Annotated in this window: 18 protein-coding genes; 5 read left to right on the top strand and 13 right to left on the bottom strand. The window is 68.5% G+C overall.

Annotated features, from left to right (window positions below; all coding sequences use genetic code 11):
• Window positions 1-7: 7 nt before the first annotated feature.
• From E4A53_RS08635 to E4A53_RS08620, 4 genes are read right to left on the bottom strand one after another with little or no spacing between them, the layout of a single operon-like run.
• Window positions 8-1,045: a phosphotransferase enzyme family protein gene (locus E4A53_RS08635; protein WP_136162690.1), complete on the bottom strand. Its 1,038-nt coding sequence runs from the start codon at window positions 1,043-1,045 to the stop codon at window positions 8-10.
• An 11-nt stretch (window positions 1,046-1,056) separates the two neighbouring features.
• Entirely contained in the window at window positions 1,057-2,340 is a 1,284-nt protein-coding gene (locus tag E4A53_RS08630; protein ID WP_136162689.1) for an aspartate aminotransferase family protein, read from the bottom strand.
• Window positions 2,333-3,673: an amino acid permease gene (locus tag E4A53_RS08625; RefSeq protein WP_136162688.1), complete on the bottom strand. Its 1,341-nt coding sequence runs from the start codon at window positions 3,671-3,673 to the stop codon at window positions 2,333-2,335. The genes E4A53_RS08630 and E4A53_RS08625 overlap by 8 nt, the downstream gene beginning before the upstream one ends.
• Window positions 3,670-4,806: an MFS transporter gene (locus E4A53_RS08620; RefSeq protein ID WP_136162687.1), complete on the bottom strand. Its 1,137-nt coding sequence runs from the start codon at window positions 4,804-4,806 to the stop codon at window positions 3,670-3,672. The genes E4A53_RS08625 and E4A53_RS08620 overlap by 4 nt, the downstream gene beginning before the upstream one ends.
• Before the next feature lie 132 nt (window positions 4,807-4,938).
• Here E4A53_RS08620 and E4A53_RS08615 point away from each other — a divergent pair, with 132 nt between their 5' ends.
• A complete protein-coding gene (locus E4A53_RS08615; protein WP_136162686.1) occupies window positions 4,939-5,742 on the top strand; it encodes an SDR family NAD(P)-dependent oxidoreductase in 804 nt (267 codons plus the stop codon).
• 2 nt (window positions 5,743-5,744) lie between these two features.
• On the opposite strand, the gene E4A53_RS08610 is transcribed toward E4A53_RS08615, so the two are convergent.
• From E4A53_RS08610 to E4A53_RS08570, 9 genes are all read right to left on the bottom strand, one after another.
• Window positions 5,745-6,188: a c-type cytochrome gene (locus tag E4A53_RS08610; RefSeq protein ID WP_136162685.1), complete on the bottom strand. Its 444-nt coding sequence runs from the start codon at window positions 6,186-6,188 to the stop codon at window positions 5,745-5,747.
• A 5-nt stretch (window positions 6,189-6,193) separates the two neighbouring features.
• Window positions 6,194-6,712 carry a methylamine dehydrogenase light chain gene (locus E4A53_RS08605; protein WP_136162684.1) on the bottom strand — a complete coding sequence of 173 codons (519 nt, stop codon included), beginning with the start codon at window positions 6,710-6,712 and terminating at the stop codon, window positions 6,194-6,196.
• Entirely contained in the window at window positions 6,709-7,338 is a 630-nt protein-coding gene (gene mauD, locus E4A53_RS08600) for a methylamine dehydrogenase accessory protein MauD (RefSeq protein ID WP_136162683.1), read from the bottom strand. The genes E4A53_RS08605 and mauD overlap by 4 nt, the downstream gene beginning before the upstream one ends.
• A complete protein-coding gene (locus E4A53_RS08595) occupies window positions 7,338-7,874 on the bottom strand; it encodes a MauE/DoxX family redox-associated membrane protein (protein WP_136162682.1) in 537 nt (178 codons plus the stop codon). The genes mauD and E4A53_RS08595 overlap by 1 nt, the downstream gene beginning before the upstream one ends.
• A 7-nt stretch (window positions 7,875-7,881) precedes the next feature.
• Window positions 7,882-9,042 carry an amine dehydrogenase large subunit gene (locus E4A53_RS08590; protein WP_136162681.1) on the bottom strand — a complete coding sequence of 387 codons (1,161 nt, stop codon included), beginning with the start codon at window positions 9,040-9,042 and terminating at the stop codon, window positions 7,882-7,884.
• 31 nt (window positions 9,043-9,073) lie between these two features.
• Complete coding sequence (locus tag E4A53_RS08585) at window positions 9,074-9,463, bottom strand: c-type cytochrome (protein ID WP_136162680.1); 390 nt, start codon at window positions 9,461-9,463, stop codon at window positions 9,074-9,076.
• A gap of 45 nt (window positions 9,464-9,508) precedes the next feature.
• Window positions 9,509-11,719: a TonB-dependent receptor gene (locus tag E4A53_RS08580; RefSeq protein ID WP_136162679.1), complete on the bottom strand. Its 2,211-nt coding sequence runs from the start codon at window positions 11,717-11,719 to the stop codon at window positions 9,509-9,511.
• Window positions 11,720-11,839: 120 nt separating this feature from the next.
• Window positions 11,840-12,964: a class II histone deacetylase gene (locus E4A53_RS08575; protein WP_136162678.1), complete on the bottom strand. Its 1,125-nt coding sequence runs from the start codon at window positions 12,962-12,964 to the stop codon at window positions 11,840-11,842.
• A 22-nt stretch (window positions 12,965-12,986) separates the two neighbouring features.
• Window positions 12,987-15,239, bottom strand: a complete 2,253-nt coding sequence (locus tag E4A53_RS08570) for a TonB-dependent receptor (protein ID WP_239018210.1) — start codon at window positions 15,237-15,239, stop codon at window positions 12,987-12,989.
• Between the two features lie 281 nt (window positions 15,240-15,520).
• Here E4A53_RS08570 and E4A53_RS08565 point away from each other — a divergent pair, with 281 nt between their 5' ends.
• The 4 genes from E4A53_RS08565 (at window position 15,521) to E4A53_RS08550 (ending at window position 19,994) form a co-directional block, all read left to right on the top strand.
• Window positions 15,521-16,438 (top strand): helix-turn-helix domain-containing protein, encoded by a 918-nt coding sequence (locus tag E4A53_RS08565; RefSeq protein WP_206366281.1) that lies wholly within the window; start codon window positions 15,521-15,523, stop codon window positions 16,436-16,438.
• A gap of 130 nt (window positions 16,439-16,568) precedes the next feature.
• A complete protein-coding gene (locus E4A53_RS08560; RefSeq protein ID WP_168694336.1) occupies window positions 16,569-17,570 on the top strand; it encodes an AraC family transcriptional regulator in 1,002 nt (333 codons plus the stop codon).
• A 170-nt stretch (window positions 17,571-17,740) separates the two neighbouring features.
• Window positions 17,741-18,670, top strand: coding sequence for a PDR/VanB family oxidoreductase (locus E4A53_RS08555; protein WP_206366280.1), 930 nt, complete (start codon window positions 17,741-17,743; stop codon window positions 18,668-18,670).
• Window positions 18,663-19,994 carry an aromatic ring-hydroxylating dioxygenase subunit alpha gene (locus tag E4A53_RS08550; RefSeq protein WP_239018209.1) on the top strand — a complete coding sequence of 444 codons (1,332 nt, stop codon included), beginning with the start codon at window positions 18,663-18,665 and terminating at the stop codon, window positions 19,992-19,994. The genes E4A53_RS08555 and E4A53_RS08550 overlap by 8 nt, the downstream gene beginning before the upstream one ends.

Below are 19,994 nucleotides of genomic sequence, written 5' to 3'. Positions count from 1 at the left end.
GCCCGCCCTATGCCGGCGCGGGCGGGGGCGAGGCAAGATAGGCGCGCGCCACCTGCCGGATCCGCGCGATCAGCATCGGGCCAAGCTCACGCGCCGTCTGGGTTTCCGGCCGGGTCTGGATCCACCCCAGATAGGTCGTGCCGCGCAGGAACAGGAACAGCGGCAGCAGCGTCTCCTCCGCCGCCGGCAGCGGCCGGACCGAACGATAGCCGGCGAACAGCGCCCGCTCGATCGCAGGGTAGAACGGCTCGTCGATGTTGAAATAGAGCGCGGTCGCCAGCTCGAACATGTGCCAACCAAAGCCGGAATCGTCGAAATCGATCAGCTTCAGCCGCCCTGCCTCGCTGAGCAAATTCTCCGGCACGAAATCGGCATGGATCAGCCCGTAATTCTCCGCCGTCCGGCCAAAGGCGCTCAGGTCCCGTGCCGCCCGCGCCCGCGCCTCGGCCAGCAGCGCTCGGTCGGCCTCGGTCAGCATCGCCAGGTCCCAGAACCGCCCCCACAGCGGCTGCGCGCCGATCAGCCCGGCCTCGTCCCAGGCATGGCGCACGAAGCCGTCCGGCAACCGCATCGCCCGGGTTTCCCGGTGCACCGTCGCAGCCAATGCCCCGGCGTCGAAATACAGCCGCTCCGCCGCCGCCGGATCAAGCACCAGCCCATCCTCGGCGGAGCCGACCGGCGTCCCCGCCATCCAGCCGAGCATGTCGACCTGGCGCGGTTCGGGAATGTCGGGCGCAGTGACGGTGACGAACATGCTGCCGCACGCCGCCGGCACGATCGGCGGGACCGCGACGCCGCGCGCACCCAGCGCCTGCATCCAGTGCAGTTCCGAATGGAGCGCCGCGTCGGAATGGTAACCGTGGCGGTGGACGCGCAACGCCACCCGCCCACCGTCCGCATGGCGGACGGAGAACACGGCATTTTCGCGATATTTGACCAGTTCCGGTGTGTCGAAAGCGCCATCCCACCGCGCCAGCGCATGGCGGGCGAGGCCGGTCAGCAGCGCCGCCTGCTCCGCGTCCGGCAATGCGTAGAAATCAGGCATCACCGGGCCTTTCACAGCGCCGCGAACGCGTCGTCGAGCGTCGCCAGCAGCAGATCGGCATCGTCCGTGGTGAACACCATCGGCGGCCGCATCTTCAGGATATTGTCGTACCGCCCGATACGGCTGAGCAGCACGCCCCGGTCGCGCATCATGTTGACCAGCCGCTTGGTCCGCGCCGGATCCGGCGTCTTCTCGGCCGCGTCGGCGATGATCTCGATGCCGAAGAACAGCCCCCTGCCCCGGACGTTGCCGATGATCGGATAACGCGTCCTCAGCCGCTCCAGCCCGGCGCGGACATGGGCGCCAACCCGGCGGCCGTTCTCCAGCAGCCCTTCATCCTCGATCACGTCGAGCACCGCCATGCCGGCGGCGGCCGACACCGGATTGCCGCCGAAGGTGTTGAAATAGGTCGCCGCCTTGCCGAAGGAATCGATCAGTTCGGCCGGCGCGATCACCCCGGCAATTGGGTGGCCATTGCCCATCGGCTTGCCGAGCGTGACGATATCCGGCGTGACGCCGCTCAACTGGTGGCCCCACATCGCGTCGCCGGTGCGGCCAAAGCCGGCCTGAACCTCGTCGCAGATGAACTGGCCGCCCGCCTCACGGACGATGGCGACCGCCTTGGCGACATAGCCGGGCACCGGCTCCGGTAGCCCCTCATTGGCGAATAGCGTGTCGATCAGCAGCGCGGCGAGCGGGATCCCTTCCGCCTTCAGCGAGCGGACCGCCTCGGCGATCTTCGCCGCGAACAGGTCGCCCAGCGCCGCGTCGTCCCGCCCCTGCCGGTCGCGATAGGGGTCGGGCACCGGCACCTTGCGGGCAAAGGCGGGGAATGGCTCCGGCACCGGGAAGCAGGTGGTCACCGCCGCCAGCGTCTCCGAATTGCCGTGATAGCTGAAATCGCTGACGATGATGCCGCGCCCGCCGCTGCGATAGCGCGCCAGCCGCAGCGCAAGTTCGTTGGATTCGGTGCCCGAACAGGTGAAGATCGCCGCGTCCAGCGGCTCGGCGAAGGTCGCGGTCAGCCGCTCGGCATAGGCGACGACGGTTTCGTGCAGATAGCGGGTGTGCAGGTTCAGCGTCGCCGCCTGCCGGGCGATCGCTTCCACGACATGCGGGTGGCAATGGCCGACATGGGGCACGTTGTTGTAGACGTCCAGATAGCGCCGGCCGTCGGCATCCTCCACCCATACGCCGCTGCCGCGCACCAGATGCACCGGCCGGTCGTAGAACAGCGGCGCGTTGCGGCCCATAACCCGAAAGCGCCGCTCCAGCAGCACAGCATCATCAGACATCGGACGACCTTTCCATCGGCGAAACAAAGGCGGGAGAAGCCGGCGCCCGGTGACGGCGGCTCCACAGATAGCAAAGCCCGGCGGCGCCCAGCAGCAGTGCCAGCCCAACCAGCACCGGCACCTCCACCTGGAAGCAGGCGACGCAGACCAGCAGCGCCAGGCACAGGCAAAGCGCGGCGGTCACCTGCCCGCCCCATGCGCGGAACGGGCGGTGCAGATCGCCCTGGCGGCGGCGCAGGCGGATGAACGCGGCGAGCAGCACGACGTAGGAGGCACTGAGCAGCAGCACGACGGCGAGCAGGATGCTTTCGGGGCGGACCGACGCCATCGCGACGCCGATCGCGCCGACCAGCAGCAGCGCGACATGGGGCGCACCGCGCCGATTGGTCCGCGCCAGCACCGCCGGCAGGTGGCCGTCGCGGGCGAGCGCGAACAACTGGCGCGATGCGGAGTAGATCAGCGAGAACAATGTCGCGACCAGCCCCAGCATTCCGCCCGCGCCGACGATCATGACCATCGGCCCCGGCCCGCCCTGCGCCAGCGGGCTGGTCATCGCCGCCAGCATCGGGTCGTCGGCGGCGCCGACCTGGGCGACACCGCCGCCTCCGGCCGCCAGCAGCAGCACGCTCAGCGCCGACAGCAGCAGGATGACGATCGCGGCGATGATCCCGCGCGGCATCGCACGGGCCGGGTCGCGTACTTCCTCCGACGCGGCGGCGGTCTGCTCGACCGAGATGAACAGCCAGATCGCGAACGGGATGCAGGCGATCACCCCTGCCAGGTCGACGGCAGGCGGGCGGCCGTCGACGGTCAGCTTGGCCGGATCGAAATAGGGCAGCATCGTCATGTCGAACAGCCCGATCGCGACGACCGCCAGCACGCCGGCGCCGACCATCCAGCGCATCGCCTCCCCCACCCCACGGGCGTGGAGCGCGATGATCGCGGCGAACAGCGCCAGCTTCAGCGGCCAGCCGCCAAAGCCGAAGGCGTGCTCGCAATAAGCGGAAACGAACTGCACCGCCGCGCCGGTGCTGATCGACAGCGCCGCGAACACCGCGAAGCCGACGGCATAGCCGGCGAACGGGCCGAACGCCGCCTCGCAATAGACATAGAGTCCGCCGGCGCTCGGCCGGGCGGCGGACAGCTCGGCGACGCACAGCGCCAGGCCGAAGCACAGCACCGCCATCAGCAGCGTCGCCGCCACCATGTTGGCCCAGCCGCCCGCCGCCAGCCCGTAGTTCCAGCCGGTGAACTGGCCGGCGACGACCAGCGCGACGCCGAGGCCGGCGATCTGCCGCCAGCCGATCGCCGCGCGGGCGAGTTCCCCGCTCACGCCGCCGCCTCGCCCTGCCGGTCGAGCCGGATCAGCATCGGCAGCAGGATCAGCGCCGCGAAGACGCTGATCGCCACCGCCGGCCAGGCCAGCAGGCGCATATTCCCGTCCCCCGCCAGGCTGCCGAACAGCCCGGCGCCCAGCGCGTAGGGGATCAGGGAATAGCCCTGCAGCGCCGCCGCGACATGCCCCTCGCGGTCAAGCGTCGAGGCGAGACCGAAGAAATAGGAATTGAGCGCCATCTGCATCAGCCCGAACGCCAGCATCCCGGCCAGGAACAATGGCGGCGTGGCGGCCCCCAGCACCAGGCCGTAGGACAGTGTCGCCACCGCCATCGTCGCCATCGTCGGCAGCGTGCGGCCGGGGCGGGTGCCGACCCAGGCGACAAGCAGCGCGCCGACGACGGTCATCACCGTCGCCGCCGCCAGCGCCCCGCCGATCGCCGCCGCGCCAAGGCCGATGTCGACCGCGCGCCGCTCCGAAAAGGCATAGACACCGCCGTAAAGCGGAAAGGCGATGGTCATCACCAGTACCACCGTCCAGATCATCGCCCACGGTCGCCGTGTCGCGCCGCCGCCTTCCACGCCCACAGGCGCCACATCGGCCTTCAGCCGCGCGAGCAGCGGCATCACCGCGACGGCGACCAGCGCCAGCAGCCGGAACTCCGCCGGGATACCCCAGGCTTCGCCGAGCGGCGGCAGCGCGAACAGCAGCGCCGCGAACACGATCGACGCGGTCGCATAGATGATGCCGTAGACGCGGTCGGGCTGCGCGGTCTTGGCGATCCGCATCGCCATCGCCGCCAGCAGCCCGCCGGAGCCGATACCGGTGACCAGCGCCAACGCCACGAAGGCCGGGAAACCGGCGGCGAACGAATAGCCGGCATAGCCAAGCGCCAGCATCGTCGCGAACAGGAAGGGCAGCGCCCGGCCGGGGTGGCGGTGCAGCAGGCGCGGCAGCAGCATCGACGCCAGCGCCACCGCGCCGATCGAGATCGTGCCGATCCACCCGGCCTGCTCGCCGGACAGCCCCGCCCAATCGACCAGCCCGCCGACCAGGATCGGCGTCGCCATCATAGGATACATGGCCAGGAAGGTGCCGCCGATCAGCGGCGCGATATCTCCCGCGCGCATACCCCTCCCGCCCATTATTATCTCGAATAGATTCGAGTTTTATCGAAGGATAGAAAGCCTGTCCACAGAATTGCGCTCGACACATCCACGTAACTCGAATACGTTCCTATTCATAAGCAGGGAGAGGCGAAGATGAGCCAACATGGCGCCGATCGGGACAAGCCGGTCGTCCTGGTGACCGGCGGCGGCAGCGGCATCGGCGCCGCCACCGCGCGGCGACTGGCCCGCGATTACCGCGTCGCCATCTGCGGGCGGCGGCTTGCCGCGCTGGAGGCGGTAGCGGCGGCCGGCGGCATCACCCCGTTCGTCGCCGACATCGGCAACCCGGAAGCGGCGCGCAAGCTGATCGCCGATGTCGTCGCCCATTACGGCCGGCTCGACGGATTGGTGCTGAACGCCGGCATCATCATCACCGTCCCGTTCGCCGAGATGCGGTTGGAGGACTGGGACGCGCAGTTGGCGATCAATCTGACCGGGCCATTCGTTCTCGCCCAGGCGGCGCTGCCGCACCTGCTGGCGGTCAAGGGCGCGATCGTCTCGATCACCTCGGTCGGCGCGGTGCAGACCGGGCCGGGGCTTGCCGCCTATTCCGCATCAAAAGCGGGCCTGACCCTGATGACCCAGGCGATCGCCTACGAACATGCCCGTGACGGGCTGCGCGCCAATATCGTCGCGCCCGGCTGGATCCGCACCGAAATGGGCGACGAGGAAATGGCGACGATGAACATCGCCGACGATCTGGAAGGCGCCTACGCCAAGGTCAGCGAACATGTTCCGCAACGCCGTGCCGGCCATGCCGACGAGGCGGCGGAGGCGATCGCCTGGCTGCTCAGCCCCGCCGCCTCCTTCGTCAACGGCGCCATCCTGGCGGTCGACGGCGGCTCGCTGATCGCCAATGTCGGCATGACCTTCTTCGACAAGATCGTCGAAAAATAGCCCTACCGCCGCTGCGCGGCGATCGCCCGGCCCAGTTCGGACCTTAGCGGCTCGACCTGCTTCAGCCGCTGGCGCCGCAGCCGGCCGACCTCCTCGACGCTATACGGCCTGAACCCGCCCGGCACCGGCGGCCCCATCGCCGGGACCAGCCAGTTGAGCAGCGCGGTTACCTGGGCGTCGTCGAGCTTGGCGCTGGCGGTACCCGGCACCTGGACGATGAACTCCCGTCCGCCCGGAATGGCGGCCAGCCGCCCCAGTTCGCCGCGCATGTCAGGCACCGCGCCGGGCTTGCCGCTTCCATCCGGCAGGTGACACCCCTGACAATGCAGCGCGTAATTGGTTCGCGGCGATCGGTCCTGCGGCGCGGTCGCGCCGGTCACCAGCACCGCACCCGCCACCGCCAGCAGCGGGGCGGCGACCCACGGCACGGCGGAGCGCCCGCGCATCGGCGCTAGCTGGCGGCGCCGAGCACGACGGCGGTCGAGCAGTTGTAGACGACGCCGCTCTGCGTGCCGAGGCACCAGTTGATGTCGTTCGATCCGGCGGGCTGATAGACCGGCGTATCGCGTTCGTTGCGGTTGCACTCGCAGCGGCCGCACGCGCTCTTGCCGCAGCAATCGTTGTACGAGATCACATAGTCCTTGTTGTCGACCGGGTTGCGGCAGGTGCCGACCCAGGTGATCGGCGATGGCTCCGTCCCCGGCGGGCAGGACGACATCGATCCGCCGCAGCACGAACAGAGGAAGCCGTCGATCGCGCAATAGCGCCAATAGTCGCAATTGGCCGGATCGCCCTTTTCCTGCGGCTGGGGCGGTTGCGGCCCACGCTCGGCGGCGGCGCGGCTGACCGGGAGCAGCGGCACCGTCGCCACCGTCATCGCCGCGCCCAGCCGCCCGAAGAAACTGCGCCGCGACAGGCGCCGCGCCGCCGATCGGGCGAGCGCTTCGGTGATCCGGTCCAGTCTGTTCATGTTACCGTCCTCGTTTCGATCCCCTCGGGGATGGCCCGTTCACGATTGAGATATTGCTGCAGCGACGCGACGCCCTGCCGGCGCGCCTCGAACAGGCTTTCCAGATGCTCACGGTTGTTGACCAGCCCCTTGGCCGCGACCGTGCCGTCCGGCGCGATCAGCACCGCATGGGGCAGCTTCGATACCTGATAGGCCAGGCCAAGGTCGGTCGACAGCAGCAGCGGAAATGCCTCCAGCCCGTGATCCGCGACCATCCGCCGCTGCAACGGCTCGTCGCCGTCGCTGGCCAGCACCAGGTCCAGCGCCTTCCGCTCCTCCTGCGCAATGCCTTTCACCACCGGGAGCAGCGTCTTGCAGACCGAACAGGTCGGCGACAGGAAAAACAGCAGGGTCGACCGGCCGGCGGCATGGGCGCCGCCGACGGTCACCGTCCGGCCATCCATCGCGCGCAGCGCCATCCGCGGCGCGGCATCGCCCGCCTTCGGCCCGCCCGGCAGGGTCAGCGCGCCGACCGGGCCGAGCCGCTCGTGCAGCATCCCAACCTGGCGCAGCAGCACCACCAGCCCGACGCACAGCACGGCAATCAGCACCCACTGGACGCATACCGCAATGACAAGGGCAGTCATCACCGGGCCTTCTCCCGCAACGGCGCCCCGATGATCGCGTCAAACGCAATGTAGAGCAACAGCACGCACAGCAGGCCGACGCCCACGCCGAACCAGTCGATCCACAGCAGCGGCCGCACCGCCGCCGGCGCCAGGGCGACCAGCGCGGACACCGCCGCCAGCGCCCCGCCGCGCCCGACCATCGCCCAGCGAATCCGCTTGGCCGCGCCGAAGCCCAGGCAGCCGCAGTCGACATTGCTGCGCCCGCGCAGCAGGTTGATCGCCATCGCAGCGGCATAGGCCAGCATCAGCCCGGCGACACCGCCCAGCCCCGCCCGCCACGCCTCGCCGACCGGCCAGAGCACGGCCAGCGCCGCCGCCAGTTCGGCCAGCATGATCGCCCACGCCGTCGGCCGGATCAGCGGCGCCGGCACCAGCCGATAGCCGTCGACCGCGTCGGCGAAGCGCGCCGGCTCACTCAGCTTGTGCAGCGCCGCCGCCAGCATCAGCCCGCCCAGCGCCGCCCGCGCGAGGAGCAGAAGGAAGGGGTCGAGCATCACCCGCTCACGGCGCGACCGGCGCCGGCTGGATCACGCTCAGCGAATTGCCGAGGCCGGTGATCCCGCGCCGCTTGGTCCCGTCGCGGGCATCGTAGACCGCCAGCTCGTCGACCCCGAACATCACCGTGTAGAGCAGCGGCTCCGCATCCTCGCTGACCGCCAGCGCCGTTGCCGGCCCGTCCAGCTTGATCCGCTGCACCCGCTTGCCGGCGGCGACGTCATAGACCCACACCTCCGTGCCGGGGTCCTTGTGGGTATCGCGATCCCCCACATGCATCAGCGTGTAGAGGCGCCCCGAGCGGGCATGATAGGCGGACGGCTGCAGCCCGCCGATCCGCCATTCGGCGGTATCCTTGTCGAGCAGGCTCCACTTCGCCTTGACCTTCGGCACCGCGCCGGACCCGTCGACGATCCGCACCTCGCTGTCGCGGGTGATGAACAGCCACTCGGCCGGGGTGATCCGCACCGGCTTTTCGTTGGCCGGGTCGTCGTCGGAAAACAGCTTGGTCGTCGTCGCATCGAGCGAAAGCGCACCGGCCTCGGATATCGACACCGCCTGCAGCGCGCTGTCGCTGCACTGCATGAAGAACCGGCGCGGCGCGACCGGGTAGACCAGCGCGCAGCCCGGCGTCGCGGTTTCGCCGATCAGCTTGCCGGCGGCGACGTCGACGACCGACACCGATTGTTCGGGGGTGAAATTGTAAACCAGCAGGAACCGGTCGTCGTCGCTCAGCCGCGCGGTCGACAGGATCGGCAGGCTGATGAAATGCTTGGGCGGGATCACCACCTCGCCAGTCTGGTCCAGCGTCTTGATGTCATAGAACGTAGCAACATCAGTGCGCTCGCCACGAGTCCCGCGCGAATAATAGGTCGAAACCATCGAGAAGCGCTTGCCGTCGCGGGTGATCTGCAACGGCCCCTGCGCATAGCCGCCGCTGACCATGCCGAGGAACTGCCCGCTGTCGGCGTCGAGCAGATAGGCGCGGCCGTCGAGCGGGCGGGTGAAGGACACGTCGTTCACCCACACCCAATGCGGGCGCATCTGGTCGGCCAGTTCGACCTGGTACATCTCCTCGCTTTTCAGCTCTTCGGTCTGCGCCAGCGCCGCCGCCGGCACGATGGCGGCGGCCAGGGCCGCGGAAGCTGCAATGCGCCAGATGTTCATCACGCTCCTCCCGTGGCCGCCGGGCGGCCGTTCATTTGCCCAATGTTTTCAAATAGGCGATAAGCTGCGCCCGCTCCGCCGTGTTGGACATGCCGGCAAAGGCCATGCGATTGCCGGGCACCACAGCCTGCGGCCGCGCCAGGAACGCATCGAGCTTCGCCTGATCCCATTTGAACGGCGCGCCGGCCATCGCCTTGGAATAGGTGAAGCCCGTCTGCGCGCCCGCCTTGCGCCCGACGATACCGGCGAGATTGGGGCCCAGCGTCACGCCCTTGCCCGGCGTGACGGAATGGCAGATCGCACAGCGCTTGAACAAGGTCGCCCCCGCTGCCGCCTGTTGCGCCGCGGCCGGCGCCACGCTGCACAGCGCCGCAATGCCCGCCGCCAACCGGATGACAGGAAAGATACGCCCTGCCGTCATCACCATTCTCCCACTCCCTGCCATACAGCCACAGTCACCCTGCCCCTAGCTACCTAGACGATAGGTCAGGCTCCCGCCAATCCAGCGCGGCCGCGCATAGGATTGCTGGGTAAAGCCGAACGGCCCGGACAGATCGAGATTGTAGAGGCGATAGGCCTTGTCGGTCACGTTGTTGGCGAACAGCGCGACCTCCCACCGGTCGTTGAACGCGTAGGATGCGCGGACATTGCCGACGACGCGGCCGGGCTGGCGGTCGACCGGCGCGTTGAACGTCGAGAAATAGAGCGCGCTGTCGTATTTCCAGTCGGTCTGCAGCGCCAGCTTGCCGGTGCCGAGATCGAACTCGTAGCGCCCGAGCGCGCCGATGCTTAGCTTCGGCGCCTGCGGCATCCGCGTGTCGGCGACCCGGCCGGATGGCAGGACGACGCCCTTCACCTTGCTGTCAAGCAGGGTCGCGAAGGTCTGGAGGAACAGCCCCGGCACCGGGCGGGTGTTGAACTCGAACTCAAGCCCCTTGATCGTCGCGTCCTTGTTGCGGATCGCCAGCGAGATGCCGACCAGCTCGAACGCCTGATAGTCCTTGTAGTCGTAATAGAAGGCGGACAGGTTCAGGTGGGACGTGCCGCCAAGCGTCAGCTTCACGCCGCCTTCATAGTCGGTCAGCACCTCTTCCTTGAACGGGATCGTCGACAGGTCGCCGGGGTGGAAGGCCGGCGTGCCGAAACCGCCGCCCTTGATGCCGCGATTAACGCTCAGATAGAGCAGCGCATCCTCGCTCGGCTTGAAATTGACGCCGACCTTGCCCGAATAATCCTTGAAATGCTGGCGCGCCAGCTTGCCGACGCTGGCCCGGTTGAAGGTGAAATCGGTCACCCCGTTCTCGGCGTGGGTGAAGTCGTAGGTCTTGCGGTCGGCGGAATAACGGATGCCGCCGATCAGGCTGACCTGATCGGTCAGCGCATACTCGATCTGGCCGAAGCCGGCGAAGGACACGGTGTCCAGCGTACCGCCGTAAATCTCGCCCAGGCCGATGCTGGACAGGTCGGTATTATACTCGTTGCGGCTCTTGATCTTGATCGCATAGCCGCCGACCACCCAGTTCACCTGGTCGTTGCTGCCCGACAGGCGCAACTCCTGCGAGTACTGATCCAGGTTCTGCGCGGTATAGTACTGGAAGATCGGCGCCGGCGACATGTCGGCGTCCTCGGCATAACGCTTCTTCAGGTGCTGGTAGTCGGAGATCGACGTCAGGGTGACGCCGCCCAGATCCTGCACGTAGCGCAGCGTCGCGCTCCAGTAGCTGCGGTTGAAGTAATTGGGGCCGTTGAACCCGACCTTGAAGATGTCATCCCCCGGCTGGACATAGCCGAACAGGTCACAGCCGGTGCAGGTGCCGTATGGGTCGTCGGTCCGCGCGACATATTCGCCCAGTCCGTCGGCATTGGGAATGGCGGTGCGGTGGCTGTAGAGGCCGCCGCTGCGCTCGTCATTGTTGCGCAGCCCCTGCAGCTTCAGCGTGAATTCGCCACCGTCGCCGACGTCGCCGGCCAACTGGATGCGCCCGGCGTAGAACTTCGAATTGCCGATGTCCTTGCCGGCGGTATTGTCGATATAGCCGCCGTGATGGTCGCTGGTGAAGGACAGGCGCGCGCGCAGCCGGTCGCTCAGCGGCCCGCTGATCGCCCCCTCCGTCGCGAACTGGCCGTAGCTGCCGCCGGTCAGCGTCACGAACCCGTCCAGTTCGCGGGTCGGCTTGGCCGAAACAATCTGGACCAGGCCGCCGGTGGCATTGCGGCCGAACAGCGTGCCCTGCGGGCCGCGCAGCATCTCCACCCGCTCCAGGTCATAGGTCTGGCCGGCGATCGCGCCGAGCGCGCTGATGTAGACCTCGTCATTGTAGAAGGCGATCGGCGCCTCCTGCGAATCCGCGAAGTCGTTCTGCGACACGCCGCGGATGTTGAACACGGTCAGGGTCGGGCTGTAGGCGAGCACCTGCAGGCTCGGCACCTTGGCCGCCAGGGCGGACATGTCCTGCCGCCCCATCTCGGCCAGGCTCTGCTGCCCCATCGCGCTGATCGCGAGACCGACCGACTGGATGCTCTGCTCGCGCTTCTGCGCGGTGACGACGATGTCGCCCTCGCCGCTGCTCGCGGCAGGCGCGGTCGCGCTCTGCGCCAGCGCCGGATTCGCAAACTGGAAAAGCCCCGCCACCGCCAGGACACGCAGGCTGATAGCCGCCTTGCTCGCTCGCATCATCCATCTCCCCTTGTTGTCACGTTTGCCGTGTTGGGGAGAGTGTGTCGGAGAATCGCTTCCGCTGTCAACATGAATATTCAACTATTAGCCGCTCGCTGCCCGCAATCCGGATCCGCGCAATCATCCTTTATTCTCGCTCCATTCCCGCCAGTTCCGCGCAATCCCGTCGATAACCGCGCGGTGGAATGCGCTCGCCGTCGGCCCCGGCTGCTGCGGAATGCAGATGGGGAGTGTCGGATCGGTAACAGTCGTTCGGCATCCGCTCAGCGCCTCGACGATCGCCAGGCCGAGGAACGGGACCAGCGCTTCGGAATAGCCGCCCTCATGGACGACGGCGACCCGCCCGCCGCACAGCCGCGCCGCCAGCGAGAGCACGGCTTCGGTCATCGCGCGGAACGTCTCGCTATGCGCCAGCATCCGCGCCATCGGGTCGGCCGCACCGGCGTCGAGGCCGCTGGCGATCACGATCAAATCGGGCCGGAACTGCTCGACGGCGGGCACGACCAGCGTTTCCAACGCGTAGCGATAGGCGTCGTCCCCGCCGCCGGCCGCGAGCGGGATGTTCAGGTTGCACCCCTTGCCCGCGCCGCTGCCGCGATCGTCGGCGCCGCTATAGCCGGGCGGGAAGCAATTCTCCTGGTGGAGCGAGATGGTCAGCGTGTCGGCCCGGTCGTAGTAGATCGCCTGGGTGCCGTTGCCGTGGTGCACGTCCCAGTCGATGACCGCCGCGCGCAGTGCCCCATGCCGCGCCCGCGCGGCCTCCAGCGCGATCGGGATGTTGGCGAGGACGCAGAAGCCCATCGATCGGTCGGCAAGGCAATGGTGCCCGGCCGGGCGGCACAGCGCATAGGCATTGTCGACCCGGCCCGACAGCACGTCGTCGACCGCCGCGACGGCCAGCCCGGCGGACAGGCAGGCAATGTCGAACCCGCCGGCGCTGAACGGCGCGAAATCGCCGATGTCGCCGCCGCCCGCGGCGCTGACCGCCTTGAATTCCTCGATATAGCGGGCGGTATGAACGCGCAGCAGGTCGGCGTCGCCGATCGGTGCCGGTCCGCCGACCTTCAACTGGTCGATCAGCCCGCTCGCCTGGATCAGCGACAGCAGCCGGCGCTTGGAATCCGGCGTGTCCGCCCCCGCCACCCCGGACGGCGGCTGCACCCAGCCGCCGATCGGCAGGAACAGCGCCTGCATGCCGACACAGTGCCAGAACGTCCGCTCGCTGGTGTAGAAACCGGTGGTCATGCGGCTTGGCTCCCTGCCGGCATCAGAATTTGAACGACGCGGAAAGCCCGTAGGACACCGGCTCGCCGTAGATTTCGATACGGAAGAAGCTGACATTGTTGATGTAGGTCAGATATTCCTTGTTGAAGATGTTCTTGCCCCACAGCGCCACTTCCCAGCCGCCGGTCCGGCTCGACAGCGCCAACCGGGCATTCTGCACCCAATAGGCCGGCGCGCGATCGAAGATCTGGCCGGTCGATTCCAGGAAGCGCGCGCCGATATACTTGAAATCGGTGCTGCCGATCAGGTCCAGGTCCGGCCCGACCGGTACGCTCTGCTGCAACAGGCCCTGCGCCGACCATTTCGGCGTGTTGACCGGCCGCTTGCCGTCAAGCGCGATCGGCCCGGCATAAGTGGTGATGACCGCGTCCGTGTTGCGGTATTTCGCGTCGAGATAGCTGCCGCCGACGCGCAGCAGCGTCGTCGGCGTCGGCCGCCACGTCAGGTCCGCCTCGGCACCGTAGGTCCGCGATCCGCCGATGTTGCGGGTGATCGGCACCAGCGGCGACAGCGGATCGTCGACGTTGGTCTGCAGGTCCTTGTAGTCGTAGAAGAAGGCCGACAGGTTCAGGTCCAGCGTTCGCCCGGCCAGCCGCGATTTCGACCCGATCTCGTAGGCGGTCAGCTTTTCGGGATCGAAGCTGGTGATCACGCCGCCGAACGGCACGCTGTAGCCGCCGCTGCGGAAGCCGCGGGAGATCGACGCGTAGAATAGCTGGTCCGGCGACGCCTTCCAGTTGAGGCCGAGGCGGAAGGACGTCGTGCCGTCCGTCCGGCTGTCGACAAGGTCGGACACTGGGATCGCCGGCGAGACGATATGCGTCGGCCCGGTCGGATCGTCGGCGCCCAGATAGCTGCTCGCGTCGAGCGAGGTCTTGTCGTTGGTGTAGCGCAGGCCGGCGACGATCGACAGCGTGTCAGTCAGCGCCAGTTCGTTATTGGTGAACACCGCCAGCGAGCGCACCTTCTGGGTGAAGGCGGCGGCGAGGCGCGGCGCGAAGGGCGGCAGGCCGACCAGCGGGTTCTCCCCGACATTGGCACTCGCCACGTCGCGGATCGAGTCATGTTCGTAGAAACCGCCGACCAAGACGTTCAACCGCCCGAACGTGCCGGTCGCCCGCAATTCCTGCGAGAACTGCTTGATCCGGCTGTAGAGGTTCTGGTTGGTGGTGACGTAAGGCGTGTCGTCCGGGTCGTCGACCTGATCGCGTTTGAAATAGTCAAACGCGGTGATCGACGTCAGGGTCAGCGGCCCGGCTTCCTGCTCGACCCGGGCATAGCCGCCATAGGCGCTGTTGTCGGCCTTCCACGGCGTATCGGCGGCGAAGGTGCGGATGCTCTGCGATTCCCTCAGGCCGAGGGGGCTCGGCCCCGGCACGAACGGGCCGAATTTCAGACATGAGTCGCGCCGCCGCTGGATTTCGCCGGTGAATACCTGCGGGCACAGCGTCCCGTCCGGGTTGAACAGGCCCGGGCTTTTGTAGGGCGCCAGTTCGCTCTTGTCGCGAAAGCCGTAGCCCATCAGGCGGATTGTGGTGCCCTCCCCCTGCCATTTCAGCTGCAGCCGCCCGGCCAGTTGGTTGGGGCTGCCCCAGCGGCTGTCGGTCAGCAGGTTGCGGTACGGCCCGCCATGGCCCTGCGAGACGAAGTAGGAGCCGCGCACCGCCGCCTGCTCGCCAAGCATCGTGTTGACGAAGCCGTCGATCCGCCCGCGGCCGTGATTGTCGATCGACAGGTTCATCCCGCCGGAGGAATCGAACTGCGGCTCGACGGTGTAGTAGTTGACCGACCCGCCGGTGGTGTTGCGGCCGAACAGCGTCCCCTGCGGCCCTTTCAGCGCCTCGACCCGCTGAATGTCGTAGAACGGCACCGTCGCCATGTAGGGCTTGCTCTTGTACACCTCGTCGACATGGACGGCGACCGGGGAGTCGAAGTTCGACGCGAATTCGTTGAGGCCGATGCCGCGCACGGTGAAGGCGGGCAGGTTCGAGCTGGTCGTCGCGACGACGTTCGATATCTGGTTGGCCAGCGTGCCGATGTCGGTCGCCTGGCTTCGCCGCAGTTCGTCCTCGCCGATCGCGGTGATGCTGATGCCGATGTCCTGCACCGACTGCGCGCGCTTCTGCGCGGTGACGACGATATCCGTCGAATCCGTATCGGCGGCCTCCTGGGCCAGCGCCGGCGCAGCCAGCACGGTCAGGCCGCTGCATAGAATCAGGGCGTAACGGGTCCTCACATGCCATCCCCTCTTTACCTGAAGGGCCTGGCGGTCCGCCGCCGCCCTTCGGTCTGTTATCGTTCCGGCCTGTTTCGCACGGCCGGCTGCCCCCGCGCTGTGCCACGGTGCCGGACGCGCTGTCCCGTCCGTCCGTGCCAATCTCCGGTCTCTGGGTGCCAGCCCGGCGCCCCGCCTGGCCCCTCGCCGAATTTACTTGAAATCGATCCGATTCATCCGAACAATGCCGCGCTGTTCGCCCGGTCGATGACGGCCTTTGCCTCTCTTCAAAGGCGGAGTGGATGATGGAATCCAGGTCACAAGCAACGGGCCTCGCCGGCTTCGCCCGTTCGCTGAAGGCAGTATACGGCGCGTTCGAGACCGAACCGACCTCCACCGACGGGCAGGCCGCCGGCGCGCTGGCCCCCGTCGCGCTCGGCCCGTTCGACGGCTTCCTGATCCGCGCACGCGCGGTCAGGAGCATCCGCCCCGCCCTTGCCGAGCAATGGTCCGCCCGTGCGTTCATCCTCATGCCGCTCATCGGCGAGCTGGTCGTCGACCATTACGACCGCAAGGTCGCGCTGGCCGGTGGCGACATGGTGCTGATGGATTCGCGCGCGCCGTGCATCATCGACGCACCGGCCCGCAACCGTTCCGTCGTGCTGGGCGCGCCGCGCGAGATGGTCACGCAACTGCGCGCCGACGCCGACCGGCTCTACGCCGTGCCGATTTCCGGCCAGCAGGGCGTCGGGCGGATGTTGTCGGGCATGATCCGCACCTTCACCAACGGCGGCGACGCCTGCGACGCGCGCGACAGTGCCGTCACCCTGTCGGTCACCATGGCGATGCTCGATCGCGCCCTGGAGGACCGCCCGGCCGACAGGAGCCTGTCGCGCGCGCGCGCTGACGCCGCCATCGCCCGCATGCGCGACTGGGTGGAAACGCGGGTCGGCGATCCGGAGCTGGATGTAGAGGCGATCGCCGGGCATTTCGGCCTGTCGCGCCGCAGCCTCTATCGCCTGTTCGCGGAAGCCGGCACCACCCCGGGCCATTGGCTGTGCGACCTGCGACTGGATCAGGCGCGGCGCTGGCTCGCCGCCAGCGGGGATTACCGCTCGATCGGCCAGATCGCCTACGCCGCCGGCTTCAACGACAGCAGCCATTTCACCCGGCTGTTCAAGCGCCGGTTCGGCGTCCCGCCCAGCACCCTGCGGCGCTGAGGCGCAGGCCGTGGCGGCTTGACAGGCAGCCCGCCCTGCCCGCCTAATGCACGGCCGGCCAACGGCGGATTGCGCCGCGCGAGAGGATGAGGATGCCGCTTTCCAACCCATGCCGACGGCGAGGCTGCCCATGACGGCGGCGCTGGCGGCATTGCGCCTGGATGCGGGCCGGCTCGACGCCTTCCAGGTGTTCGCCGGCCACACGCCCAGCGCGATATGCTCCGGCGTCGCCAGCGTGCTGTGCCCGCACGAGATGGAACTGGCCGCTCCCGGCCGCCGCTGCGACGCCAGCCTCAGCCGCATGCCGGTCGGCGGGCTGTCGCTGGTCAAGCTGCGCTACGGGTCGGAAGTCGCGGTCAGGCCGGAGCCGTCCTCCGGCTTCGTCATGCTGCAACTGGTGCTGTCCGGCTGGATCCAGGTCGAGCATGCCGGCGGCATCACGACCTGCCCGGCGGACCACGGGCTGATTCTGGAATCGCTCGATCAGCGCAGCCTGCGCTGGTCGGCGGACTGCGAGCAACTGATCATCCCGATCCAGCGGGCGACGCTGATCCGCGCGGCGGAGGCGCTGACCGGCCGGCCCGCGCCGGCGCGCTTCGCGTTCGACACGACTTTCGCGCTGGACAGCAGCACCGGCCTGTCGATGATCGCGCTCGCCCGCTACCTGATCGCCCACCCGGCCGCCGGCTCCTCCGCCCACGATGCCACCGGCGCGCTGGCCATGGAGATGCTGGCGCACCACCTGCTGCTCAACCATGCGGACGACACGGCCACCGCGCCCGTTGGGGCAGCGGTGCCCTATCATCTGCGCCGGGCGGAGGATTTCATGCGCCGCCATCTGGGCGACGATATCGACATGGAGGGTATCGCGGCGGCCGCCGGCGTCAGCGCGCGCACCCTCCACACCGCATTCCGGCGCTTCCGGGCGAGCAGCCCGATCGAATGGCTGCGCCAGACCCGGCTCGACGAAGCCCGGATGCGGCTGGCGAGCGGGCGCGCCGCCACCGTCGCCCATGTCGCCGCCTGCGTCGGCTTCCGCCACCCTGGCCGCTTCTCCAGCCTCTACCGCGACCGCTTCGGCGAACCGCCCCACGCGACGCTGGATCGCGCACGGCGCACCCTGCCCGCCTGAGGCCGGACACCGCCGCCGTCGGATTGCTTCCGTTTTCGGACAGACCCTGCGCGAACTGACCAGCCGGCGGCGTTGTCCGCCGCCGCCCGGCCGCCATGATGTCGACAGCAGCAGATCACGGGCGTCCCCGCCCGACGACAGAGGTGCCGTGCGTGTTGAGGCCGATGCGAGTGGTTGAGGCGGCCCAGCGGGCGGAGGCGGTGCGGGAATTCGCGCTGGCCCCGGCCGACGGGCAACGCCTCGACGGTTTTTCAGCCGGCGCGCATGTCGAATGCGAGGTGCGCCTGCCTAACGGCCGATCCGGCATGCGCGCCTATTCGCTGGTCAATGCGCCGGGAGAGACCGGCGTCTACCGGATCGCGGTGGCGCTGAGCGGCGATGGGCGGGGCGGATCACGCTTCATGCACAGCCTCGGCGCCGGCGACCCGATCCGCGTCGGCAGCCCGCGCAACGACTTTCCGCTGGTCACGACGGCGACGGAGACCCTGCTGATCGCCGGCGGCATCGGCATCACGCCGATCCTGGCGATGGCCCGCGCGCTGGGCGGGCGCGGCGCCGAGATCCATTATGCCGGCCGCCACCGCGCGGCGATGGCCTATGCCGACGAGGTGGCGGCGATGCCCGGCGCGCGGCTGGTGTGCGACGGCGGCGACCCGGCGAAGGGGCTTGACCTGAACGCGCTGGTCGCCGGGCCGCGCGAGGGCCGGCACCTGTATGTCTGCGGGCCGCGCCCGCTGATCGCGGCGACGCTGGCGGCGGCGAAGGCGGCCGGCTGGCCGGATGCGCGCCTGCATTTCGAGCTGTTCGGCGCCGACGATCCGCGGGCCGGCGACCGCCCGTTCACCGCCGTCTTCGCGCGCAGCGGCAAGACGGCGGAAGTGCCGGTCGGCCGCACGATATTGGAGGTGATGGAGGAGATCGGCCTGGATCCGCTGTTCGACTGCCGGCGCGGCGAATGCGGCATCTGCGTCACCGACGTGATCGATGGCGAGCCGGACCATCGCGACATGAACCTGAGCGAGCGCGAGAAACGCGCCGGAAAACTGATCTGCACCTGTGTGTCGCGCGCCAGGGGCGAGCGGCTGGTGCTCGATGCCTGATATTCTGCTGGAGGATAGGATGACCCGCCAACTGCCCGCCATCGATACGCTGGTCGAACCGGACCGCGTCCACAAGTCGGTCTATGTCGACCCCGGCCTGTTCGAGCTGGAGATGGACCGCATCTTCGGCCGGGCCTGGATCTATGTCGGCCATGAAAGCCAGATCCCCAACGTCGGCGACTATCATCAGGCGCTGATCGGCCGCGAGGCGGTGGTGATGGTGCGCGGCGACGACGGCAAGCCGCATGTCCTGTTCAACCGCTGCCCGCACAAGGGCGCCAAGCTGCTCGCCCAGCCGTGCGGCAATGCCGGGCGCTTCCTGCGCTGCCCGTTCCACGGCTGGAACTTCCGCTGCGACGGCCGGCTGCTGTCGGTGCCGGCGCGGGAGGGGTATGAGGATACGCGCTTCGACCTGCGCGACCCGGCATTCTCCGTGCGGCGAGTGCCCCGCCAGCAAAGCTATCGCGGCTTCGTCTTCGCCAGCCTGGCGGAGGACGGGCCGTCGCTGGAGGAGTTCCTGGGCGGCATCCGGCTGACGCTGGACAATTTCTGCGACCGCGCGCCGGAGGGGGAGGTCGAGGTCGCCGGGGGCGTGTTCCGCGTCTGGCAACGGTCGAACTGGAAGATTTTCTTCGAAAATCTGAATGATACGTCGCACCCGATGGTCACCCACGAAAGCGCGGTCAACGCCGCCCGCGCCGAGTATCAGCATCGCGGCGACGGCGGGCAGATGCCGTTCCAGCTCCACATCATCGAAGGCAATGGCGAGCCTTATGATTTCTGGGGGGCGCTGGAGATGGTCGCCTACGACCGCGGCCACAGCTACATGGGCGCGATCTTCACCCCGCCGACCGACCCGGTGTCGCTCGGCCACCAGGCGGCGCTGGAGGCGGTGCACGGGCCGGAAAAGGCGCACGAAATCCTGTCCGTCCAACGCCATAACTCGATCATCTACCCAAGCTGCGCGCCGCACACCTCGTTCCAGCAGTTGCGCGTGATCCGGCCGATCGCGGTCGACCGGACGCTGGTCGAGATCTACACCTTCCGCCTGAAGGGCGCGCCGGAGGATTATTTCCAGCGTTCGATCACCTACGCCAACATCGTCAACTCGCCGTCGTCCAACGTGATGCCCGACGACATCGAGGTCTATGCCCGCGTGCAGGAAGGGCTGGCGACCGACGGCGGCGACTGGGTCAGCCTGCACCGCGAGGCGGGGCGCGAGCAGGGCGACGGCAACGGCCGCTACACCGGCGGCGGGCTGAGCGAGCTGCCGATGCGCAACCAGTTTCGCGCCTGGGCCGAATATATGGGCGAGGAGGCCTGA

The organism is Sphingomonas flavalba (assembly GCF_004796535.1).
Classification (GTDB): domain Bacteria; phylum Pseudomonadota; class Alphaproteobacteria; order Sphingomonadales; family Sphingomonadaceae; genus Sphingomonas_L; species Sphingomonas_L flavalba.
The sequence above is the reverse complement of the archived record's forward strand: the minus strand, read 5'-3'. Positions and strand labels throughout refer to the sequence as shown.